17 protein-coding genes and 1 other RNA gene are annotated in these 20196 nt (G+C 66.4%); 3 read left to right on the top strand and 15 right to left on the bottom strand.

Annotation, left to right across the window (positions count from 1 at the left end; genetic code table 11):
- Positions 1-9 precede the first annotated feature (9 nt).
- Positions 10-1350 (bottom strand): type I glutamate--ammonia ligase, encoded by a 1341-nt coding sequence (gene glnA, locus AWC16_RS06610; protein WP_085263988.1) that lies wholly within the window; start codon positions 1348-1350, stop codon positions 10-12.
- Positions 1351-1370: 20 nt separating this feature from the next.
- Positions 1371-2906 carry an alpha/beta hydrolase gene (locus AWC16_RS06605; protein WP_085263987.1) on the bottom strand — a complete coding sequence of 512 codons (1536 nt, stop codon included), beginning with the start codon at positions 2904-2906 and terminating at the stop codon, positions 1371-1373.
- A 193-nt stretch (positions 2907-3099) separates the two neighbouring features.
- Between AWC16_RS06605 and panB the strand changes: the two genes are divergently transcribed.
- Positions 3100-3948: a 3-methyl-2-oxobutanoate hydroxymethyltransferase gene (panB, locus tag AWC16_RS06600; RefSeq protein ID WP_085263986.1), complete on the top strand. Its 849-nt coding sequence runs from the start codon at positions 3100-3102 to the stop codon at positions 3946-3948.
- Between the two features lie 17 nt (positions 3949-3965).
- Here panB and AWC16_RS06595 read toward each other — a convergent pair whose 3' ends face one another.
- The gene (locus AWC16_RS06595; protein ID WP_085263985.1) at positions 3966-5204 is read right to left on the bottom strand and encodes a GNAT family N-acetyltransferase; all 1239 of its coding nucleotides are present in this window, start codon (positions 5202-5204) and stop codon (positions 3966-3968) included.
- Positions 5205-5426: 222 nt separating this feature from the next.
- Here AWC16_RS06595 and AWC16_RS06590 point away from each other — a divergent pair, with 222 nt between their 5' ends.
- Positions 5427-7769 carry an MMPL family transporter gene (locus tag AWC16_RS06590; RefSeq protein WP_085263984.1) on the top strand — a complete coding sequence of 781 codons (2343 nt, stop codon included), beginning with the start codon at positions 5427-5429 and terminating at the stop codon, positions 7767-7769.
- Here AWC16_RS06590 and AWC16_RS06585 read toward each other — a convergent pair.
- Positions 7766-8698, bottom strand: a complete 933-nt coding sequence (locus AWC16_RS06585) for a DMT family transporter (protein WP_085263983.1) — start codon at positions 8696-8698, stop codon at positions 7766-7768. The two genes, AWC16_RS06590 and AWC16_RS06585, sit on opposite strands and share 4 nt — an antisense overlap.
- Before the next feature lie 144 nt (positions 8699-8842).
- Between AWC16_RS06585 and AWC16_RS06580 the strand changes: the two genes are divergently transcribed.
- Positions 8843-10336 carry a CYTH and CHAD domain-containing protein gene (locus tag AWC16_RS06580; protein ID WP_085263982.1) on the top strand — a complete coding sequence of 498 codons (1494 nt, stop codon included), beginning with the start codon at positions 8843-8845 and terminating at the stop codon, positions 10334-10336.
- 28 nt (positions 10337-10364) lie between these two features.
- Here AWC16_RS06580 and AWC16_RS06575 read toward each other — a convergent pair whose 3' ends face one another.
- From AWC16_RS06575 to AWC16_RS06525, 11 genes are all read right to left on the bottom strand, one after another.
- Positions 10365-10754, bottom strand: coding sequence for a hypothetical protein (locus AWC16_RS06575; protein ID WP_234812149.1), 390 nt, complete (start codon positions 10752-10754; stop codon positions 10365-10367).
- Positions 10755-10899: 145 nt separating this feature from the next.
- Positions 10900-11288, bottom strand: an RNA gene (rnpB, locus tag AWC16_RS06570) — RNase P RNA component class A.
- Between the two features lie 18 nt (positions 11289-11306).
- Entirely contained in the window at positions 11307-11798 is a 492-nt protein-coding gene (locus AWC16_RS06565) for a CAP domain-containing protein (RefSeq protein WP_085263980.1), read from the bottom strand.
- 13 nt (positions 11799-11811) lie between these two features.
- Positions 11812-12276 carry a hypothetical protein gene (locus AWC16_RS06560; RefSeq protein ID WP_085263979.1) on the bottom strand — a complete coding sequence of 155 codons (465 nt, stop codon included), beginning with the start codon at positions 12274-12276 and terminating at the stop codon, positions 11812-11814.
- Positions 12273-12809: a tetratricopeptide repeat protein gene (locus AWC16_RS06555; protein WP_109561308.1), complete on the bottom strand. Its 537-nt coding sequence runs from the start codon at positions 12807-12809 to the stop codon at positions 12273-12275. The genes AWC16_RS06560 and AWC16_RS06555 overlap by 4 nt, the downstream gene beginning before the upstream one ends.
- Positions 12776-14212, bottom strand: coding sequence for an MCE family protein (locus tag AWC16_RS06550; RefSeq protein WP_085263978.1), 1437 nt, complete (start codon positions 14210-14212; stop codon positions 12776-12778). Before AWC16_RS06550 ends, AWC16_RS06555 begins: the two co-directional genes overlap by 34 nt.
- A gap of 1 nt (position 14213) precedes the next feature.
- Positions 14214-15332 carry a virulence factor Mce family protein gene (locus AWC16_RS06545; RefSeq protein WP_085263977.1) on the bottom strand — a complete coding sequence of 373 codons (1119 nt, stop codon included), beginning with the start codon at positions 15330-15332 and terminating at the stop codon, positions 14214-14216.
- Positions 15329-16633, bottom strand: a complete 1305-nt coding sequence (locus AWC16_RS06540; protein ID WP_272937807.1) for an MCE family protein — start codon at positions 16631-16633, stop codon at positions 15329-15331. Before AWC16_RS06540 ends, AWC16_RS06545 begins: the two co-directional genes overlap by 4 nt.
- A 1-nt stretch (position 16634) precedes the next feature.
- Complete coding sequence (locus AWC16_RS06535) at positions 16635-17903, bottom strand: MCE family protein (RefSeq protein WP_085264115.1); 1269 nt, start codon at positions 17901-17903, stop codon at positions 16635-16637.
- Positions 17900-18928, bottom strand: a complete 1029-nt coding sequence (locus AWC16_RS06530; RefSeq protein WP_085263976.1) for an MCE family protein — start codon at positions 18926-18928, stop codon at positions 17900-17902. Before AWC16_RS06530 ends, AWC16_RS06535 begins: the two co-directional genes overlap by 4 nt.
- Positions 18925-20196 (bottom strand): MCE family protein, encoded by a 1272-nt coding sequence (locus AWC16_RS06525; protein ID WP_085264114.1) that lies wholly within the window; start codon positions 20194-20196, stop codon positions 18925-18927. Before AWC16_RS06525 ends, AWC16_RS06530 begins: the two co-directional genes overlap by 4 nt.

Here is a 20196-nt window from a genome sequence, read left to right as displayed (position 1 = left end):
CGGAGGCTCCTACAGCGCCAGGTAGTTCTGCAGCTCGTAGGGGGTCACGTGGCTGCGGTAGTTCGCCCACTCCTGACGCTTGTTGCGCAGGAAGAAGTCGAAGACCTGCTCCCCCAACGCCTCCGCCACCAGCTCGGAGTTCTCCATCTCGGTCAACGCCCGCTCCAGGGTGCCGGGCAGTTCGCGGTAGCCCATCGCCCGGCGCTCCTCGGGCGTCAGCGCCCACACGTTGTCCTCGGCCTCCGCACCGAGCTCGTAGCCCTGCTCCACCCCGCGCAGGCCGGCGGCCAACAGCACCGCGAACGCCAGGTAGGGGTTGCACGCCGAGTCCGGACTGCGGATCTCGACGCGACGCGACGACGTCTTGTGCGGGCTGTACATCGGCACCCGCACCAGTGCTGAACGGTTGGATGCGCCCCAGGATGCCGCGGTGGGTGCTTCCCCACCGTGAATAAGGCGCTTGTAGGAGTTGACCCACTGGTTGGTGACGGCGCTGATCTCGCTGGCGTGCTGAAGAATCCCGGCGATGAACGACTTGGCGGTGGCCGACAGCTGCAGCGGGTCATCGGGGCTGTGGAAGGCGTTGACCTCACCCTCGAACAGGCTCATGTGGGTGTGCATGGCCGAACCGGGATACTCGCGGAACGGCTTGGGCATGAACGAGGCCCGCACACCCTCCTTGAGCGCGATCTCCTTGATCAGGTAGCGGAACGTCATCACGTTGTCGGCCATCGACAACGCGTCGGCGTAGCGCAGGTCGATCTCCTGCTGGCCCGGGGCGTTCTCGTGGTGGCTGTACTCCACCGAGATGCCCATCGATTCCAGGGCGTCGATGGCGTGCCGGCGGAAGTTGGCGGCCGAGCCGTGGATCGACTGGTCGAAGTAGCCGGCGTCGTCGGCGGGCACCGGCACCGAGCCGTCGTACGGCCCGGGCTCCAGCAGGAAGAACTCGATCTCGGGGTGCACGTAGCAGGCGAAACCCAGTTCTCCGGCCTTGGCCAGCTGCCGGCGCAGGACATGCCGCGACGACGCCCAGGCCGGGGATCCATCCGGCATGGTGATGTCGCAGAACATCCGGGCCGAGTACTGCCGGCCGTTGTCCGACGTCCACGGCAGCAACTGGAAGGTGGAGGGGTCGGGGTGGGCCACCATGTCGGATTCGAAGACCCGGGCGAAGCCCTCGATCGCCGAACCGTCGAAGCCCACGCCCTCCTCGAAGGCGCCCTCGAGTTCAGCGGGGGCGATCGCGACGGACTTCAGATATCCGAGTACGTCGGTGAACCAGAGCCGGACGAAACGGATGTCGCGTTCCTCCAGCGTGCGGAGCACAAACTCCTTCTGACGGTCCATACCGCGAAGCGTATCAGCGCTCAGCACTTCGCATCGGCAGGCGGCAAGGTGCCGTCGACCAGGTAACGCGTGGCGAATCCGTCGACGCATTCGTTGCCCTGGAACACCACCGTGTGCTGAGTTCCGTTGAAGGTCAGCAGACCGCCGCCGAGCTGCTTGGCCAAGTCCACGCCGGCCTGATACGGCGTCGCCGGGTCGCGGGTGGTGGACACCACCATCGTCGGCGGCAGGTCGGGCACCGAGATGGTGTGCGGCTCGGTGGTCGGGGGCACCGGCCAGAACGCACAGGTGCCCAGCGGCGCGTGGCCGGTGAACTTTCCGTAGCTCATGAACGGCGCCAGCTCACGCGAACGACGGTCTTCGTCGATCACCTTTTCGCGGTCGGAGACCGGCGGCTGATCGACGCAGTTGACCGCGACCCGGGCATCGGTGGCATTGGTGTAGTGACCGTTGGCGTCGCGACGCATGTACAGATCGGCCAGGCTCAACATGATGTCGCCGCGTCCGTCGACCAGATCCGCCAGGCCGTCGTTGAGATGGGTCCAGAACGTCGGCGAGTACAGCGCCATGATGGTGCCGACGATCGCGTCGCTGTAGCTGAGCCCGCGCGGATCCTTGGTCTTGGCGGGCTTTTCGACGAGCGGGTCGACCAGGCTGTGGTAGACGTCGACGGCCTTGGCCGGGTCGGTGCCCAACGGGCAGTCGGTGTCCTTGGCGCAGTCCTCCGCGAAATCGTCGAACGCGCCCTGGAAGGCCTGCGCCTGCCGCAGATCCTCCTCGATGGGGTCGGCGTTCGGGTCCACCGCGCCGTCGAGGATCATCGCGCGCACGTTCTGCGGGAAAGCCTCGGCGTAGGCCGAGCCGATCCGGGTTCCGTAGGAGTAGCCCAGGTAGGTCAGCTTGTCGTCGCCCAGCGCGGCGCGGATCGCGTCGAGGTCGCGGGCGACGTTGACGGTGCCGACGTTGGCCAGGAACTCCTTGCCGGTCTTGTCCAGGCAGCGCTCGACGTAGTCCTTGGTCTCGTTCTCGATGCGCTCCACACCCTCGGGGCTGTAGTCGACCTGGTTGAGGGCACGCAGCCGGTCGTTCTCCGCATCCGAGTTGCACCAGACCGCCGGCCGCGACGACGCCACCCCGCGCGGGTCGAACCCGACCAGATCGAAACGCTCGCGGACCTGGCGCGGCAGCGTGTTGACCAGGCCAACCGCGGTTTCGATACCGGACTCCCCCGGCCCGCCGGGGTTGATCACCAGCGAACCGATCTTGTCCTTGGTGGCCGGGAACCTGATCATCGCCAGCCGCGCGACGGCGCCCTGCAGCTTGGAATAGTCGACCGGCACCCCGATGAACCCGCACTGGGCGTCGGCGGGCACCTTGATGTTGGTGTCGGCGGTGAATCGGCATTTGTCCCACTGGACCGGCTGGCCGAGCTGAGGGACGGCCAGCACCGCGTGCCCCGGCGTCATCCGGGTGCAACTGCCGACCGTGAGGGCCACCACCGCGATCGCGAGGCAGGTCAGGGTGGTGCGCGCGATCCTGTCGCGGGTCAGGCTCATGACACCACATGCTGCCATGCACGTCCGGGCAAGCCCCGGCACCTGGTGCGCTCAGCGCGTGGCGGTGTGAGGAAATCCACTGCACCTGGAGGTTCAGCTGCACCGCCGCAGGTGGCACACTGGCTGATGTCAGACGACCCGGGGACCCGGTCAAGGGCCTCGAGGATCGACCCGACCAATTCGAGGGACAACGATGTCTGAGCACGTTTACGGCTCTTCGCCCGATGTGAAATCCGGCCCCGCCCGAGCTCCGCAAACCCGCGTCCACCATCTGCAGCAGATGAAGGGCGAGGGCCGCAAGTGGGGGATGCTGACGGCCTACGACTACTCCACCGCCCGGATCTTCGACGACGCCGGTATCCCGGTGCTGCTGGTCGGCGACTCGGCGGCCAATGTGGTCTACGGCTACGACAGCACGGTGCCGATCTCGATCGATGAGCTGATTCCGCTGGTCCGCGCGGTGGTGCGCGGCGCCCCGCATGCGCTGGTGGTCGCCGACCTGCCGTTCGGCTCCTATGAAGGCGGCCCGGCGGCGGCACTGGCGACGGCCACCAGGTTCATGAAGGAGGGCGGCGCGCACGCGGTCAAGCTGGAGGGCGGCGAGCGGGTGGCCGAGCAGATCGCGACGCTGTCCGCGGCCGGGATCCCGGTGATGGCGCACATCGGGTTCACCCCGCAGAGCGTCAACACCCTGGGCGGCTTCCGGGTGCAGGGACGCGGTGACGCCGCCGAGCAGACCGTCGCCGACGCGATCGCGGTGGCGGAAGCGGGCGCGTTCGCGGTGGTGATGGAGATGGTGCCCGCCGAGCTGGCCACCCAGATCACCGGCAAGCTGACCATCCCCACCGTCGGGATCGGCGCCGGGCCCAACTGCGACGCTCAGGTTCTGGTGTGGCAGGACATGGCCGGCATGACCACCGGCAAGACCGCCCGATTCGTCAAGCGCTTCGGCGACGTGGGCGCTGAATTGCGCCGTGCGGCAGCACAGTATGCCGACGAGGTGGCGGCGGGAACGTTCCCGGCCGAGGAGCACTGCTTCTAAGCGCGACAGCTCGACCGTTACAGCAGCATCCCGCAATAGGGCGCTCGCTCGACACTGAACGCGGCATCCAGGTCGGCCAACGCGCCGCTGCGCAGTTCGCTGATGCGGCCGGCCCGGCTGAGTTCGACCGGCCGGTGCGCGCCCATGTAGATGCTTCCCAGGTCACCCAGGCCGATTTTGATGTCGGCAGGCCCGTCGTGGGGCGTGCATTTTCCGGACCCGTCGCCGGTCTGCAGCAGAAACGTTCCGCCTGCGACATTGAGTGGGTCGGTGATTTCCAGGACGATATCGACGTCGGCGCCGTATTGCCGCGCACTGAGCGCGTCGGGAATGTTCATGATTCGCAACCAGAGGAAATCGTCTATCCCCGCGGTCGCAGCGGCACGCTGGTCTTTGAGCTTGAGTGGAAGCGGATCATCGACCGGGACTTGGATCGCAATATTGTCGAATAGGTCCAGCACCAAGAGGGCCGAAAGCAATTCGGTGTGCGCCTCGGCGGTAATGGGGCAGAAATCTTGGACCACGACCGTGCCGAAAGGTGGCCGGTACGCGTGTGGCGAAGCCCCGAGCACCCGGTATGTCAGGAAACCGTCGGGATGAACGATGAAACTGAGTGACGATCCGTCGTCCCGCTGTGTCGACCTGTCCTGCAGATAGTCGCCCCACCAGGCGCTGTCCCGGCTCAGCGCACCATGGGTCTGTTCGCACCATCGGTCGTAGATCGGGGGCAGACAGCGTGCCGCCTCGGCGGCGGTGACTTCCCGCGCCCGGCTGGGACCTGGCGCGGTTCGCAACTTCGCGGAACGCGGATCAACGTTGTAGGTCCGGGTATAGGTCGCGACGCCGGCACCCAAGACCTCGTACATGGGGGTCCGGGTGGGAACGCCGCACAGAATCGGGTAGTCGCGCTCCATGAGCATCCCGAACCCCCGGGCGCTGACCTGCTGCCAGATTCCTCGATTCCGATGCGTTGCGGCGACCGTCACCATCGCCAGCAGTGGTGCGTCAAGACTTGCCCCACCCGGAACGGTGAGTCGCAGCCGGTAGCACAGCGATGTCGCCACCAGGTACGGGTGTTCCGGGTCGGATATGTCCTCGACGACCAGGATGTCCTCCAGCTGGACCCGTTTCTTCCAGGCCTCGATGTCCCGCAATTCCACATTCACCCCGAATGTGCGGGCCTGATGCTCGTAGACCGCGTGCCAGTCATCTTCGGCTGCGAGCCGTATCCGGATGGCGTCGTCCATTGTGCTCACCAGTTATCCCATCGATTGTCTAGGCGGCGACGCCGCCTGCGCTCACCGCGCCCGCCGAAATGCGTCGAACGCATTCGCCGAGGTGGGTGGCCTCTATCCCACACGTACCCGCCGAATGACGCAATCAATCACCGATACCCGCAGGCCAGCGGCCCGGGATGGATAACGCGCCGCATGGGTATACGAATCAGGTCCGAGAACCCGCAGCGGAGGGACGACAAGATGCTGCATGCGATCACGCGACTGGCCATCGTCGCGCCGCGCCGCATCATCGCGCTCGCCGTCCTGGTCGCGGCCGCGGCAACCGTGTTCGGCCTTCCTGTGGTCCACAGTTTGTCGGCGGGCGGCTTTCAAGATCCGACGTCGGAATCGGCACGGGCGACCCAGGTGCTCAGGGACAAGTTCGGCCAGACCGATCAGAAGATGATGATCATGGTGACCACCCCCGCCGGCGCCCGCAGTGCTCCGGCGCGCCGGGTCGGCATCGAGATCGTCGACCAGCTGCAACGGTCGCCGTGGGTGCGCAACGTCGCGTCGCCGTGGACCACCCAGCCGCCTCGGACCGCCGCCCGGCTGGTCAGCAAGGACAACAACTCCGGGCTGATCGTGGCCAACCTCGAGGGCGACGAGAACGCCGCGCAGAAATACGCCAAGACCCTGTCGGCCGAACTGGTGTATGACCGTGACGACGTGACCGTCCGCGCCGGGGGCATGGCGGTGGCCTACGACCAGATCAACCGGCAGAACGCGCACGACCTGCTGTTGATGGAGTCCATAGCGATTCCGCTGAGCTTCGCGGTGCTGGTCTGGGTGTTCGGCGGACTGGTGGCGGCAGCGTTGCCGATTGCCTTGGGCGCGTTGGCAATCGTGGGGACCATGTCGATCCTGCGGCTGATCGGTTTCACCACCGACGTCTCGACGTACGCACTGGACCTGAGCATCGCCATGGGGCTGGCCCTGGCGATCGACTACACGTTGCTGATCATCAGCCGCTATCGCGAAGAGCTCGCCTCGGACAGCGACCCGGAGCGGGCGCTGTACCGGACCATGGCCACCGCCGGGCGCACGGTGCTGTTCTCGGCGACCACCGTCGCCCTGTCGATGGCGGTGCTGATCGTGTTTCCGATGTCCTTTCTGAAATCGTCGGCCTACACGGTGGTGGCTACCGCGGTCATTGTCGCGGTCGCTGCCGTCGTGCTGGCGCCGGCGCTGATCGTAGTGTTGGGATCGCGCCTGGACGCGCTCGATGTGCACACGCTGGCGCGCCGGGTGCTGCCCCGAGTGAAGTGGCGACCCGACGGCGCGCGAAAGCAGATCAAGTCGAATTTCTTCTGGTACCGGTCGACGAAGTTCGTGCTGCGCCATGCCGCGCCGGTCGGTGCGGCGGTGATCGGGCTGTTGCTGCTGCTCGGCATTCCGTTTCTGGGGGTGCACTGGGGCTTTCCCGACGAACGCGTTCTTCCCCCGTCCGCATCGGCCCGCCAAGTCGCCGACATGTTGGAGAACGATTTCGCCGAGGACTTCGGCGTGGCGCATTCCGTGGTGGTGCCCGACGCTCGTGACTTAGACCCCGCTGACCTGCAACGCTATGCCGCCGACCTGTCGCGGATTCCCGACGTGCCGGCGGTGGCCGCACCCGGGGGTACTTTCGTGGCCGGCCGGCGCGTCGGCCCGCGCGCCGGTCCCGCCGGCATCGCCGACGGCAGCGCGTTCCTGACCGTCGAGAGCTCCGCGCCGCTGTTTTCGCCGGCCTCTGCCGAACAGCTGGACCGTTTGCACACGTTCATCGGGCCGGCGGGACGGTCGGTGGAGATAGCGGGCTTGGCGCAGACCAGCCGCGACAGCGTCGACGCGATCGCCAAGCGTCTTCCGCTGGTGCTGGGGCTGATCGCCGTCGTCACCTTTGCGTTGTTGTTCCTGCTCACCGGCAGCGCAGTGCTGCCGCTGCAGGCGTGGGTGTGCAACCTGTTGTCGCTGACGGCGGCATTCGGCGCCATGGTGTGGATCTTTCAAAACGGTCACCTCGGCGCATTGGGCACCAGCCCGACCGGGACGTTGCACGCCACTATCCCAATGCTGTTGTTCTGCATCGCCTTCGGGCTGTCCATGGATTACGAGGTGTTTCTGGTTTCGCGGATCCGGGAATACTGGCTGGCCGCGGGCGCGGACCGGGCGACCGACCCGCGTGCCGCCAACGACGAGAGCACGGCGTTGGGCCTGGCCGGAATCGGCCGGGTGGTCACCGCGGCCGCCCTGGTGATGTCGATCTCGTTCGCCGCGTTGATCCCCGCCCAGGTGTCTTTCATGCGGATGCTCGGTGTCGGCCTGACCCTTGCCGTCCTGGCCGACGCCACCCTGGTGCGGATGGTCCTGGTCCCGGCCTTCATGCACCTGATCGGCCCGCGGAGCTGGTGGGCACCCAAACCGTTGACGCGGCTGCACGACTGGCTGGGAGCCGGTGAAGCCGGGGCGGTCGCGGTGGGGCGCCGACATTGGGCCGTTGAGGCGCCGGAGGCGACGGCGAGCCGTGACCTGCAACCGGCGGCCCGGTCCGACACCGGTTAGCGTCTCAGGCCCCCGCGCGCGCCTGTCGCTGGAGCTATCGGTTCAGCCCGGCCACCGTCCCGGTCTGCCGGGCCGCACGTCGCGACGGCGTCGTCGCGCGCAAGCTGGAAGATCGACGCCGCCATCACCAGCGCTGCCGCTGCCAAAGCAATCATTCCGGCGGGGCCCGTGTTCAGCGTCTCGTCGAGCACGACGACCCCCAGTACCGCCGCCACCACCGGCTGCGAAACCTGCAGGGCCGGCATCGACGCGGTCAGGGGCCCGGCCCGAAATGCCGCCTGACTCCAGATGACGCCACCCAGCATGACCAGCAGCCAGGCGTAGAGCTGCGGTGTCCGGGCCACCGCCCATACCCCGTCCCCCAGCGTGTGGACGACCTCCTTGGTGAGCACGGCGAAGACGCCCCAGAGCGAACCCGACGCCAAGGCGAACAGCACCGCTGCCGGGGCGCCGCCGCGGACCTGCGCCACGACGACGCACACCAGCAGCAGCGGACCCAAGACCGCGGCCACGACGGCCCACGTCTGAACCGAAGCTTTGGAAAGACCGGCCTGCGGGTTGCCCACGGTCACGATCACGCTCACCGCGGCGGTCAGCAGGCCGGCCCAGATCCATTCGCGGGCCGCCACGGTGCGACGCGACATCCTCGCGTAGATCGGCAGGGCGAACAGCAGCGACAGTGTCAGCAGCGGCTGCACCAGGAGCACCGAACCCCGGCCCAGCGCCGCTGCCTGCAGACCGAGGCTGGCGATCAGCGCCAGCGTGCCCCATCGCCACCGCCGGTTGCGGAGCAGGTGCGCAATCAGTCCGATGTGGCCGATGGACTTGTCGGTGACCCGATGCGCGGCATGTTGCTGCAGTACGTCACCGATCGCGACGCACAACGCCGAACTCAAGGCGAGCAGGACAGCGATATTCAGGATGGCCATGGCGCTTTCTCCGTCGAGGTCGAGGGATCCCGCAGGTCACCACTTCCTGGGCTACCCCCTTTGTTACCCCATTTGCACCGCCCTATCCCCGCACCCGCCGCCGGTGCCGTTGAATGGGGCACTGTGCAGGGTAAGGAGGCGAAGATGCCTGGCACGCGCGCAGCGCATCATCGGGAAGTGGAACGCAAGTTCGACGTCACCGAGGAGACACCGACACCGGCATTCACCGGAGTCGCCGGGGTGGCACGAGTCGAGCAATGGCCGGTGCAGGCCCTGGAGGCGGTGTATTTCGACACGTCCGCCCAAGATCTGGCACGCCGAAAGCTCACCTTGCGCCGCCGGACCGGGGGCGTCGACGCCGGCTGGCATCTGAAGTTGCCGGCCGGTCCGGATGCTCGCACCGAGGTCCGTCTGCCGCTGGGCGGTGCCGACGACGAGGTCCCCGCCGAGTTGGCCGAGATGGTGCGCGCCGTGGTGCGTGGCCGGCCGCTGGCGCCGGTGGCGCGGATCAGCACCACCCGCGTTGTATATCTGTTGCACGGCGACGACGGTGCCGTGGCGGCCGAATTCTGCGACGACCATGTCACCGCTTCGACATTCCAACCCGGTACCGGTGAGCAGCGGTGGCGGGAGTGGGAGATCGAACTCCGGGCCGGCGACCCGGACGCCACCCTGCTGGACCGGCTCAGCGGCCGGCTGGTCGACTCCGGCGCCACTCCGGCCGGACACGGTTCGAAGCTGGCGCGGGCACTGGGCTCGCCACCCGCCGACGCTCTGGCCGATCCGGACCCGCTGCTGCAGGCCGTCGCCGAACAGGTCGAGCAACTGCCGGTGATCGAGCACGCGGTGCGGGCCGACGCCGACGACGCGGTGCACCAGATGCGGGTGACCATTCGCCGGATCCGCAGTCTGCTGCGAGCGGAGCCCAACCGGTTCACCGACAGTCGCGCCATCGATGCCGACCTGCGCTGGCTGGCCGGAGTACTCGGGACCGCCCGGGACGCCGAGGTGCTGGCGCAGCGATACCGCCGGGCACTGGACCGGATGGCGCCGCAGCTGGTGCGGGGCCGGGTCGTCGAGCGTCTGGTGGGTGGCGCCGAGGAGGCGTACCGGGCCGGTTGGGCCGAATCGGTGGCCGCGATGGACTCGCCCCGGTATCGGCAACTGCTCGATCGCCTCGAGACCTTGGCCGCCGAGTCCACCGCTGGAGATCCCGGCGACCGCTCCCCCGGCACCATTCGAGCCGCGTACCGGCGAGTTCGCAAGGCCGCCAAAGCCACCCGCGTCAGCGGTGCCGGCCGAGACCGGGCGCGACAAGACGTCGCCCTGCACCGGATCCGCAAGGCGGCCAAACGGCTGCGCTACACCGCCTCGGCCATGGGTGCACCGTCGATCGCGAAACAGGCCAAGACCATTCAGACCCTGCTGGGTGAACATCAGGACAGCGTGGTCAGCCGGGAGCATCTGCTCACCGAGGCCCGGGCCGCCGAGGAAGCCGGCGAGGACACCTTCACCTACGGGTTGCTCTATCAGCAGGAACGTGACATCGCCCGCGACTGCCGCGCCCAACTCGACCAGGCACTCGATGAGCTCGCCGAATCGATGGCGACGTTCCGGGGCGGACGAGCCGGCCCCTAGGCCGGACTCTGTTCGCTTCAGAGCGCGGCTATTCCCCGGCGGGTATGCCCGCCAGTGCGTCCAGTACTCGATCGATGAACCGGTCGGCGTGACCACGAAGGCTGTCGTTCGTGTGTTGGGTCGTGTCGACCACGATCGGATCCCCCGATGCGAAGCACACCATCGCTGCACGCCGGTACGTCCGCTCCCCGAAACCGTCCGCTGATCCATAGGCGTTGACGTCGACCCCCGTGACCTGGCTCAGCGGCCGGACCACCGCAGCCAGATTCTGCTCCTCCGCAGCGTCCGCGATGTAGTCCAGCTGCCCGATCGCCTGCCTGTCGATCCACACCAGACGGCGCTGCTGATCGGGCAGCTTCGCGCGGGCGAAGCCTTCAACCGGCCATCGCCTGACCAGCTCGCGGATCTGCTCAACCACGATCCTGGGCGGCCGCGACCAGTCCGGGAATACGTCCCTGGCTATCTGCCGGAGTTGTTCTTCGTTCGTCATGGACGACAAAGTAGCCCCCATCGGGACGACAGTCGGCCGCAGGAGCGGTCGCCGCCGGCGGCCAGCCCTGGGGCGGACGAGCTGGCCTGTAAGCCGGATTCTGTTCCGCACCGCGGATGCGGTGCGGCGGCGACCATCCATCTGGGCACACCGTCGCCGGGTACCTCAAGCGGCCTACCCGCAGATTCGGGCGAGCAGCCCTCAAACACCTGCGCGACCGCACCTAAGTGCGGCCTTCTTGGCCTTGCTTCGGGTGGGGTTTACCAAGCCGTACCGGTCACCCGGCACGCTGGTGCGCTCTTACCGCACCGTTTCACCCTTACCACCTAAAAGGTGGCGGTCTGTTTTCTGTGGCACTATCCCGCGAGTCACCTCGGATTGCTGTTAGCAATCACCCTGCTCTGTGAAGTCCGGACTTTCCTCGACCCGCTCAACGCGAGCCGCGGCCGCCCGGCCAACTCGTCCGCGCTGATCACGGTACTACGCGGCGCCGCCAGCCGCCGCACCGTAGACGGCGACCACGACGGAGCGGTCGAAGCTGTTCTCCGGCCACACCCCGACGGCAGACTTGGCGCAGTCGGACATGACAGCAAGATCGGCCGGGTTGTAATACCAGCGGTTGAGGATCTCGATGCCGCTGATCGACAGTGCGGGGTTGATCGCCACGGTTTGGGCGACCGCGCCCGGGAATCCGGCGGCCTGAGCCCGGGTCTGCGGTGTGGATCCGTCCGAACCGAGGTCGCCGTCCAGATCACGATGCCCGAGAACATCTTTGGCGTGCCATTCGGCCGCCAGCCGTAGCCGGGGATCGACCGCAACCCGCTCGGCACAACCGGCGTCGCGGTGAATGGTGTAGATGTTGGTCACGACGCCGTCGTTCAGACGCGAATTGTCGGCAGCGGCCAGGGGTGCGGCCGACGCCCCGGCAATGACCATCAGCAGCACCGCCAGGCGACTCACGTGGTATCTCATCTGCCACCTCCCCCTACACCGGATCGAACTGCGAGACGAACCACCGGCCGCCCACCTTGTCCAAGGTGACCCGCACACTCGATGCGGTATTGGTGGGCGGATCTTTTCCGACGGTCGTGGTCTGGTCGACGAAGAGTAGGACCACCGCGTGGTTGGTATTCGCCGTCACCGAGGCCGCCGCTGGGATCTGGACCACGGTGGAGATGTGCTGCTGTTTGGCACCCGGCGCAACGACATTCTCGATCAGCTGGGTGTATTCGTCACGGAATGACCCGGTCAGCTGATCGGCGGCTGCCGCCGTGGCGGTGTCGACCGTGTCGGGCCGGTAGGACAGCATGGCGATGGTGGCATCGGTTGCAGCGCTGACGGACTGCGCAGCTGCCTCCTGAGACACCCGCGCTGAAGCCTCCTGCCATCTCACGTAACCGGCAGCGAGCGCCAGGATCAGGACCAAGCCGGCCAGCGCACCCCTGATCACGGGACGAACACCAGGTTGGACACTTTGGTGCCATCGTCGGTGCGCTGCACGCTGATTCGCATCCGCCACCGGCGCGGCTCCGGCTGAGCTGTTCCGGCGATCGAGGTGCGAACCGACACCGCCAGCAATACGTCGGCGCGGTCACCGTCCACCGACTCCAGACCGGCCTCGGTGACGGTGCCCTCCGATTCCGACTGAGCACGCTTGACCACGTCGAGGAACGGTTGGGATCGCTGGCTGAAATCGTCCTGGAATGCTCCGGTCGCCGAGTCGATGATGCGCTGCACATCGGCGTCGGCCTGCGTGTAGCTGATCGTCGTGAGGTTGATCGCTGCCTGGCGCGCCACCTGCACGAACTGCTCGCGCTGCGCCTGCGCCTGCCGCACCTGGTGGTCTCGGTAGCCGAGCCAGCCGAGCACAGCGGTCAGACCCAGGACGACAAGGCCGGCCACAGCAAGGATGCGAACCCTTGAAAACCCTTGCTGCGCAGGTATGTCGACTATTCGCTCGGGGGCATCAGCATGGTCTGCCATGTCTGGTCCTTCCGATCGGAGATCACGTTGCTCTGGGTGTACCGCTTCCCGTCCGGACCGATGTAACTTCCGGTCTGCGGGTCGTAGGGGACGAACGCAACCGGCGGCTCAGGCGCGACTACCCTCGGCGGATCCTGGGGAACGGACTGGCCGGACAGGGTCGCGTTGGGATCGCCCTTCCAGTTGTAGCCGTCGTTGAGCGGAATGTATGGCTCGTCGCTCTCGCACAACTCCACCGAGGCAGCACGTTTGGCCGGATTGTTCTCGCAGGGAATATTGCGTGCGCCACGCACATTGAGGTCCGAATCCTGCGGCACCCGACAATACAGCTCACCTGCGGGCCGATCCGGATAGTCGACCAGGCTGGGTGCACGTTGCTGGCGAACGGGCAGGAACCCGGTATTGCACGGCGGCGGATAGTTCATGTTGAGGTTGAAGTCCAGGTAGATGCCGCGATACGGCGTGTCGAGGTGTGAATCGGCCACCGTGATCGCCGACATCACCGCGGTTCCCTGCGGGAACAACACCAGCAGCTGCTCGATGCCCTGGTGGAAGGTCACGGCGATCTGACCGAGGCTGACCATGTTGGCCAGCAACACCGGCAGCGCCGGAGCCACCCTGTCCAGCATCGCGTTGCCTTCGTCCAGTGCCGCAGGGCCGACGCTGAGCAAGCCCGAGAACGCCCGGTCTTCGGCCTTGAGCTGGTCGGTGATCGACGCCAACCGCTTCGCCCACGTCGCGATCGAATCTGCTTTCTGCACTTGCGAGTTCAACACCGGCGGCGTCTGGTCGATCAGCTGCGCAATCGGTTCTGCGGCCTCGCCGGCCTGGATCGCCAAGGATGTCGATCCCGCCACGATACGAGACAGTTCAGCGCCGAGGCCGCCCACTGCCTTGTGCGCCTCGTCGACGACGGTTTGCAGATTGTCGTGCGGGATCGCCTGTAGCGCACGGTTTGTGGCGTCAAGCAGTTCGGCGATATCGGCGGGGATCTGCACCTTGTCCACCGGGATCACATCTCCGGCGCGCAGGGTCCGCCTGCCCTCTCCCGTTCCGATCGGAGTCAGTTCGATGAACTGCTCGCCGATCGCCGAGCGACTGTGCACCGCCGCCTTCACCGGCGCCGGCACCTTGATCGACGAGTTGAGTTTCAGCACGGCACGCACGGCGTCGTGGTCGACGTCGATAGCCTTGACTCTGCCGATCTCGGTGCCGCGGTAGGTCACCACCGACGTCGGATACAACCCGCCCGACGCCGGCAGTTCGACTATCACCGTGTAGCGGCCGATCCCGAACAGTGCCGGTACTTTCACAAAGCCCAACGCCATCACGCCTCCGGCGATGACGGTGACTGTGGCCAGGATCGCCAGTTGCGTCCACACCGCCCGTGACAACCGAAACATCTCAGTAGCCTCCGAAGTGGTACGGGGCGATCAGCGGGTTCCCGGCGGTGTAGGGGCTGGGCATCTGGCCGACGGTTCTCCCCCACTGGAGTTCCAGCTCGGTGAGGTCGCCTTCCCACCGTGTTCCGGTGAACAGACCGCTGTCCAGCCGGCTCAAAGTCAGGTCGACGACGAGACTGATGTTGGCGAAATCACCGCGAAACCAGTTGGGCACGGTGCTCTTGACCCACGGGTACGTGGACAGGAAGTCCAGCCCCTGGGTCAGCGCGGGACCGGCGTCGGCCAGGGACCTCAGTACCGGCGCGATATTGCGCAGATTGGCCACCAGGGCCCCTTTGCTCTGATTCACGGTCGAGACGGCGATGGCGCTGAACTTTCCGAGTGCGTCGGCGGCATCGGCGAGCTTGGTGCGCCGATCGGAAAGCACGGCCAGTGCCTGCGGGATCGTTGTCAGCGCCCTGTCGACGGTCGGATTCCGCTGGGCGAACTGGCCGACGAGCGCGTTCAGCTTCTCGCTGGCCGAGATGATGTCGCCGGTCTGATCGTTGAGCGCAGCGATGAACGTGTCCAGTTGACTCAGCAAGCTGCGCAGGTCGTTCTCGCGCCCCGCCAGCGCGCGAGCGAAGCTCTGGTTGATCTCCTGCAGCTGGGCGAGCCCGCCCCCGTTGAGCAGAACCGAGACCGACGCCAGAGTCTGTTCAGCGGTCGGATAAGTGGCGGCCCTCGACAGCGGGATGACGGCACCGTCTTGGAGTTCGCCCTGCGGTGGTTCATCCGTGGGAGGCGCCAACTCGATGTGCATCGAGCCCAGGAGGCTCGTCTGTCCGACTTTGGCAGTGCTGTTCGCCGGAAGGCGCACGGCGCGGTCAATTCGCATGGTGACCAGCGCGTGCCAGTCCTGGACCTCGATTTTGGTCACATTGCCGACATTGACGTCGGCGACTCGCACGCGAGAGTTCTGCTCAATGACCACGACGTCGGGCAGCTGGGCCGAAATCGTGTAGAAACTGTCACCGTGTCCGGTTCCGGGCAGGCTCAGCGAATTGAGGCCCCGCCATTGGCAGCCGGTGGCGGCCGACAAGCAGGCGATGCTCAACAGGGTGACCAGTAGGCGCTTCACGGCGTGCCTTCCGGCGGCGACGGGGGAAGCAGCAGGCCGGGCAGGCCCTGATCGGGGTCGACGGGCTGTCGAGTCGACTCGGCCGGTTGTTGAGGATGGTCCGGCCTGAGTCGGTCTTCGCTGTAGGTGATTTCGTTCGGCCGCGCCGCGGTTCCGACGAACGGGTTGACCCCGAAGGGCAGGAAGTTGTATTGCCGGTTCTTGATGATCGGCGCCAGATACTGCACGCACATCTTCGATGCCTGCAGCGAGTTCGCCCGCGCCAGCGCCTCGATTCCACTGCAGATGAACTGGACGGTGCTGGCGAAGTTCGACATCGCCATGATACCGGTGATGGCACTCTGGGCCGGCTGATAGATGTTCACGAAGTTCTGGAACACCGTCGGGGCGACGTGCAGGACCTGTTTGAGGTCGCCGCGGCTGTCGTTGAGCGCGGTGGTGATCGCATTGAGGTGGTCGACGGTGACACCGAACCCCTCGCGGTTTTCGGCGATGAAGCCTCGTAGGTCGTTGACCACACCGTCGAGACTGGTCATCGCTTGGGCGAACTCGCCGGGTGAATTACTCAGCAGGGTGGTGATATCCGCGAGGTTGACGTTGAACGCCGCCAGCAGATCACTGCTGGATGTCAGCGCCGACACCAGCAACTGCATGTTTCGGACCGTGCTGAAGATGTCGGTGCTGTGGTCCCCCAACGCCGACATCGCCTGCGACAGCTTGATCACCGTGTCGCGCGCGGTATCACCCTGTCCTCGGAGGTTGGCCGCTGCGGTGTTGATGAACTCCCCCACCGCGCTCGTTTCTCCCCCGCTGGTCGGCTGCAGGGAATCGGTGAGCTTCTCCAGCTGCTGCCGGAAGTCGTCCCACTCGACGGGAACTGCCGTGCGGTCCTGCGTGATGGTGGCACCGTCGGCCAGCTCGGGGCCGCCCGAGTAGGCGGGGACAAGCTGAATCGCCCTGGCGCTGACCAACGACGGTGACAGAATCGCCGCCCGAACATCGGCCGGGACCGGGTAACGGGCGTCGACGGCGAAGGTCACCTTGGCCGTGTCAGGAAGCGGCTCGATGCGTTCGACCGTTCCGACGGCAACCCCCAGGATGCGGATTTCGTCCCCGGTGTACAGGCCGTTGGTGTTGGCGAAGTAGGCCGTGTAGACGTGCTTGCGCAGATGCGCCCCCGGACCGGCCACCAGCATCAGTGCCGCGACAAGAATGAATACCAGGGCGGTCGCGGTCGCCGGCCGTAACAGCCGCACCCGGCTCGCCGACTGATTCCATTCGGCCACACGATGACTGCTCACGTCAGCTCCCCCCGCCGCTCGCCGGGCCGAGCGCGGGCGGCCCTGGTGGCGGTCCACCCGGTGGCGGTGCCGGCAGTGGCTCCCGGTACGGGTATCGCGGGTCTCCGGGATTGCCGGTAATGGCGTCGGGCAAGGTCAGGTTCGGCTCGCCGCCCTGCCCGGTGCGGGGAAACGGCATCGGCAGCGGCGGGGTACCCGGCTGGCCGTCGCCCGGATCCGTCAACTCCGAGGGCAGCAGCACATTGGGGTCCAGTCCCAGTTCGGAGAATGCGGCCTCGATGGCCGGCTGAGCCAGCTGGCCCGGAATCAGGTTCACCACTGAGGCTTTGAAGAACGGTCCGGAACCCAGCACTTCACCGAACGACATGGCGTAACGACGAAACAGGTATAGGGTGCGCTGCAATTCGGCCCTGCGATTGTCAAGGACTCCCAGCACGCCGTTGAGCTTGTCCACTGCGGGCTTGAGCTGCTGACGGTTGTCGTCGACCACGGCCGAAATCTGCCGCGACACAGCGGTCAGGTTGGTCATCAACGCGTCGACGGAGTTTCGTTGCGACAGCAGCTCGCCCAGCAGCGCGTTGCTGTTGCTGATCAGGCCGGCGATCTGCTCGCTGCGCTGGGCCAGCACACCGGTGACGTTGTTGGCGTTGGCCAGCAACTGGCGCAGTTTGGCATCGCGCTTGTCGAGCGTGTCGGAGAACCTGGCCACACCTTCGAGCGCGAGCTTGAGATCCGGAGGGGTGTCCTTGAACGTCTCCGCCAACGTGGTGAGCGCCGAAGACAACTGCATGGTGTCCAGTCCGCTGATGACCGCGGTCAGATCTCCCAGGGCCTCCGGGAGGTCGTACGGAGATGTCGTACGTTCAATCGGGATCGGACCTGCGAGCCGGCCGTCGCCGCGCGGCGTGAGTTCCAGGAATTTGTTGCCCAGTACCGTTTCGGTCTTGATCGCGGCCTCGGTCCTGTCTCCGAGCGCGACGCCCTTGCGAACGCTGAAGATCACTCGTACCCGCGTGCCCTCCAGGCGCAGGCCCACGACCCGGCCCACATCGAGTCCCGACACCCGCACGTCGCTGTTGGGTTTGATGCCTCCCGACTCGGTGAAGTAGGCGGCGTAGTCCGACGTGCCCTTGATGAACGGCAACCTGTCGTAGCTGAACACCGCGACCACCAAGGCGACCAGCAGCAGTATCCCGGTCGCGCCGACGGCGAGCCGGTTGCGTTCGGCGAGCGGCTTGATGGTCACCCGCGGCAGTGTCAGTCTGGTCATTTCGGTGCGCACCGTCCGGTTGTCTGGTTCATGATCTTGGAATAAAGCGGTTGGCCGCCTTTACCGTTCACCTTGATCACCAGGTCACACATATAGAAGCCGAAGTAGTCGCCGTAGAGTCCGTTCCGCGCGAGAATCTGGTAGGCATCGGGGAGCGTCCTGACCAGATCGTCGACGTAGTCACCGTCTTCCAGCACCTGGCCGGCGGCCCGGTCGGTCTGCAGCACGACGTCGCGAATCGGTTCACGGGCCACCGTCAACAAGTCGGCGACCGATCCAGCCGCGGCGTTGATGTAGGCCACCCCGTTGGTGATGTCGGTTCTGCGCTCGGCCAGTCCACGGACCAGCTGCGCCAGCGAATCCAGCCCGCGGCCGAATTCATGATCGCGGGCGCTGAAGGTGCCCAGCACGGTGTTGAGGTTGGTGATCACCTGACCGATCAGTTCGTCGCGGCCGGCCAGCGTTCTCGTCAAGGCGGAGGTCTGGGCCAGGACCGATGCGATGGTGCCGCCCTGGCCCTGCAGTGCGGTGAGCAGTTCACCGCTCAGCGCATTCACCTGGTCGGGATCCAAAGCGCGGAACAGTGGCCGGAAGCCTCCGATGAGCGCGTCCACATCGAGCGCGGGTTGGGTCCGCGTCAGCGGAATCGTCTGGCCGGGCCGCAGTGTGTGCACTGAGCCCGGGCCCTGCTCAAGGGACAGGTACCGGTCGCCGATGAGGTTCTCGTAGCGCACCGCCGCCCGGGTGCCCTCGGTGAGGGTCAGGCTCTTGTCAATGGAGAAATCGACCGTGACCGTGCCGTCGGCGCGCAGGGCCATGTTCGTCACCTTGCCGACCTCCACCCCGGCGATACGGACGAAGTTGCCGCCCTTCAGGCCCGAGACGTTGGTGAACTCGGCGCGGTAGCCGACTCGGGAGTCGAATCGGAACTGTCCGAACACGGTGACCAGGATGAAGATGAACACCAGGCACGTCGCGGTGAACAGCAGCACCCAGATCAGGGTGCGGCCCACGTTGCGGGTCATGGCGGCGGCTCCGGGCCTGGCGCGGGTGGACCGGGATAGCGGATTCTCGGCGGTTCCGGCTCCGCCTTGGTCACCGGGAAATAGTTGGCGAAGCCCGGAAAACCGATCCCCGGATTGGGCCGTACATCCAGGCCGGTACCGAAACCGGTGTCGGTGACCAGATACTTCACCGGGAAGTTCTTGCTCACGTCGGGCAGTGACCCGCAACTCGGCCTGCCACCCGGGCCGCCCCGGGCATTGACCAGCGGCAGGTTGTCCGGGTACCGGTACGGATCATCGCCGGCGAGCATCGCGGCGTCCATGATGACCGATCTTCCGTTGCCGCCCATCGCATCCCGGCCGCCATTCTCCAAGAACCACTGAGCTCCCTGGAACAGGCAGGTGTAGGTCGGTGAATACTCCTCCAGCAGGTCGGTGGTGGGCACCATCAGATTCAGCGCCTGCACCAGTCCGCGCTCGTTTGCACCGAGGGTGTTCACTCCGGTCGTCGAGAATCCGACGGCGGCGAGCAGCAACGCATCCAGTTCGCCTGCCTGGGCGGACAGCGTCGTGCTGGTGGTGGCAGCGGAGTCCAACACGGTCAGGATATCCTGCGCGGCATTGGAATACGCCTGGGCAGTCTGGCCGAACAACTGCCAGTCGCGCTGCACGGTCGACATCCGCGGGTTCACCGCCGTCAGTACCGTATTGGCACCGGTGATCGCCCGGCCCATGACATCTCCCCTGCCCCGAACGGATTCGGCCACCGCCGACAGGATCGAATTCAGCTTGGCCGGATCGACGGCGTGCACCACCGCCTGCAGGTTCTCGAAGACGGTGTTGACTTCCACCGTCACGTTGCGAGAGTGCAGCACCGCACCGGCTTGGAGTCGCTGGCCGCTGGGACCGTCCGACGGCACGACGAGGTCGACGTATTTGGCGCCGAATGCGGTGCTGGACTTGATCTCGGCCTCGACGTTGCTCGGCAGGTAGGCGAACTGGCGCGGGTACATCTTCAGCTTGAGCGTGGAGAGCCTGCTCTGATCGGATCCCGGTTGGGTTCCGATCGAGCTCACCTCACCGATCTGAATGCCCCGCAGTTTCACCTTGGCGCCGTTTTCCATCACCAACCCAGATCGATCCGACACCAGGGTGATTGGGACGTACCCGCGGAACGTTCCGGAGAACAGCACAACGGTCAGGGCGGACAGTGCGACGACCACCACAACCAACACGGGCGACCACCAGATCGGGTCGATCCCGCGCCGGCGGGGTGCGCTGCGATTCAC

Source organism: Mycolicibacter longobardus (assembly GCF_002102265.1).
Taxonomy (GTDB): Bacteria; Actinomycetota; Actinomycetes; order Mycobacteriales; family Mycobacteriaceae; genus Mycobacterium; species Mycobacterium longobardum.
The sequence above is the reverse complement of the archived record's forward strand: the minus strand, read 5'-3'. Positions and strand labels throughout refer to the sequence as shown.

Excerpts from the sequence above, each read along its gene's own strand:
- glnA (WP_085263988.1), bottom strand. The coding sequence starts at position 1,350 with ATGGACCGTCAGAAGGAGTTTGTGCTCCGCACGCTGGAGGAACGCGAC.
- AWC16_RS06605 (WP_085263987.1), bottom strand. The coding sequence starts at position 2,906 with ATGAGCCTGACCCGCGACAGGATCGCGCGCACCACCCTGACCTGCCTC.
- panB (WP_085263986.1), top strand. The coding sequence starts at position 3,100 with ATGTCTGAGCACGTTTACGGCTCTTCGCCCGATGTGAAATCCGGCCCC.
- AWC16_RS06590 (WP_085263984.1), top strand. The coding sequence starts at position 5,427 with ATGCTGCATGCGATCACGCGACTGGCCATCGTCGCGCCGCGCCGCATC.
- AWC16_RS06585 (WP_085263983.1), bottom strand. The coding sequence starts at position 8,698 with ATGGCCATCCTGAATATCGCTGTCCTGCTCGCCTTGAGTTCGGCGTTG.
- AWC16_RS06580 (WP_085263982.1), top strand. The coding sequence starts at position 8,843 with ATGCCTGGCACGCGCGCAGCGCATCATCGGGAAGTGGAACGCAAGTTC.
- AWC16_RS06565 (WP_085263980.1), bottom strand. The coding sequence starts at position 11,798 with ATGAGATACCACGTGAGTCGCCTGGCGGTGCTGCTGATGGTCATTGCC.
- AWC16_RS06555 (WP_109561308.1), bottom strand. The coding sequence starts at position 12,809 with ATGGCAGACCATGCTGATGCCCCCGAGCGAATAGTCGACATACCTGCG.
- AWC16_RS06550 (WP_085263978.1), bottom strand. The coding sequence starts at position 14,212 with ATGTTTCGGTTGTCACGGGCGGTGTGGACGCAACTGGCGATCCTGGCC.
- AWC16_RS06535 (WP_085264115.1), bottom strand. The coding sequence starts at position 17,903 with ATGACCAGACTGACACTGCCGCGGGTGACCATCAAGCCGCTCGCCGAA.
- AWC16_RS06530 (WP_085263976.1), bottom strand. The coding sequence starts at position 18,928 with ATGACCCGCAACGTGGGCCGCACCCTGATCTGGGTGCTGCTGTTCACC.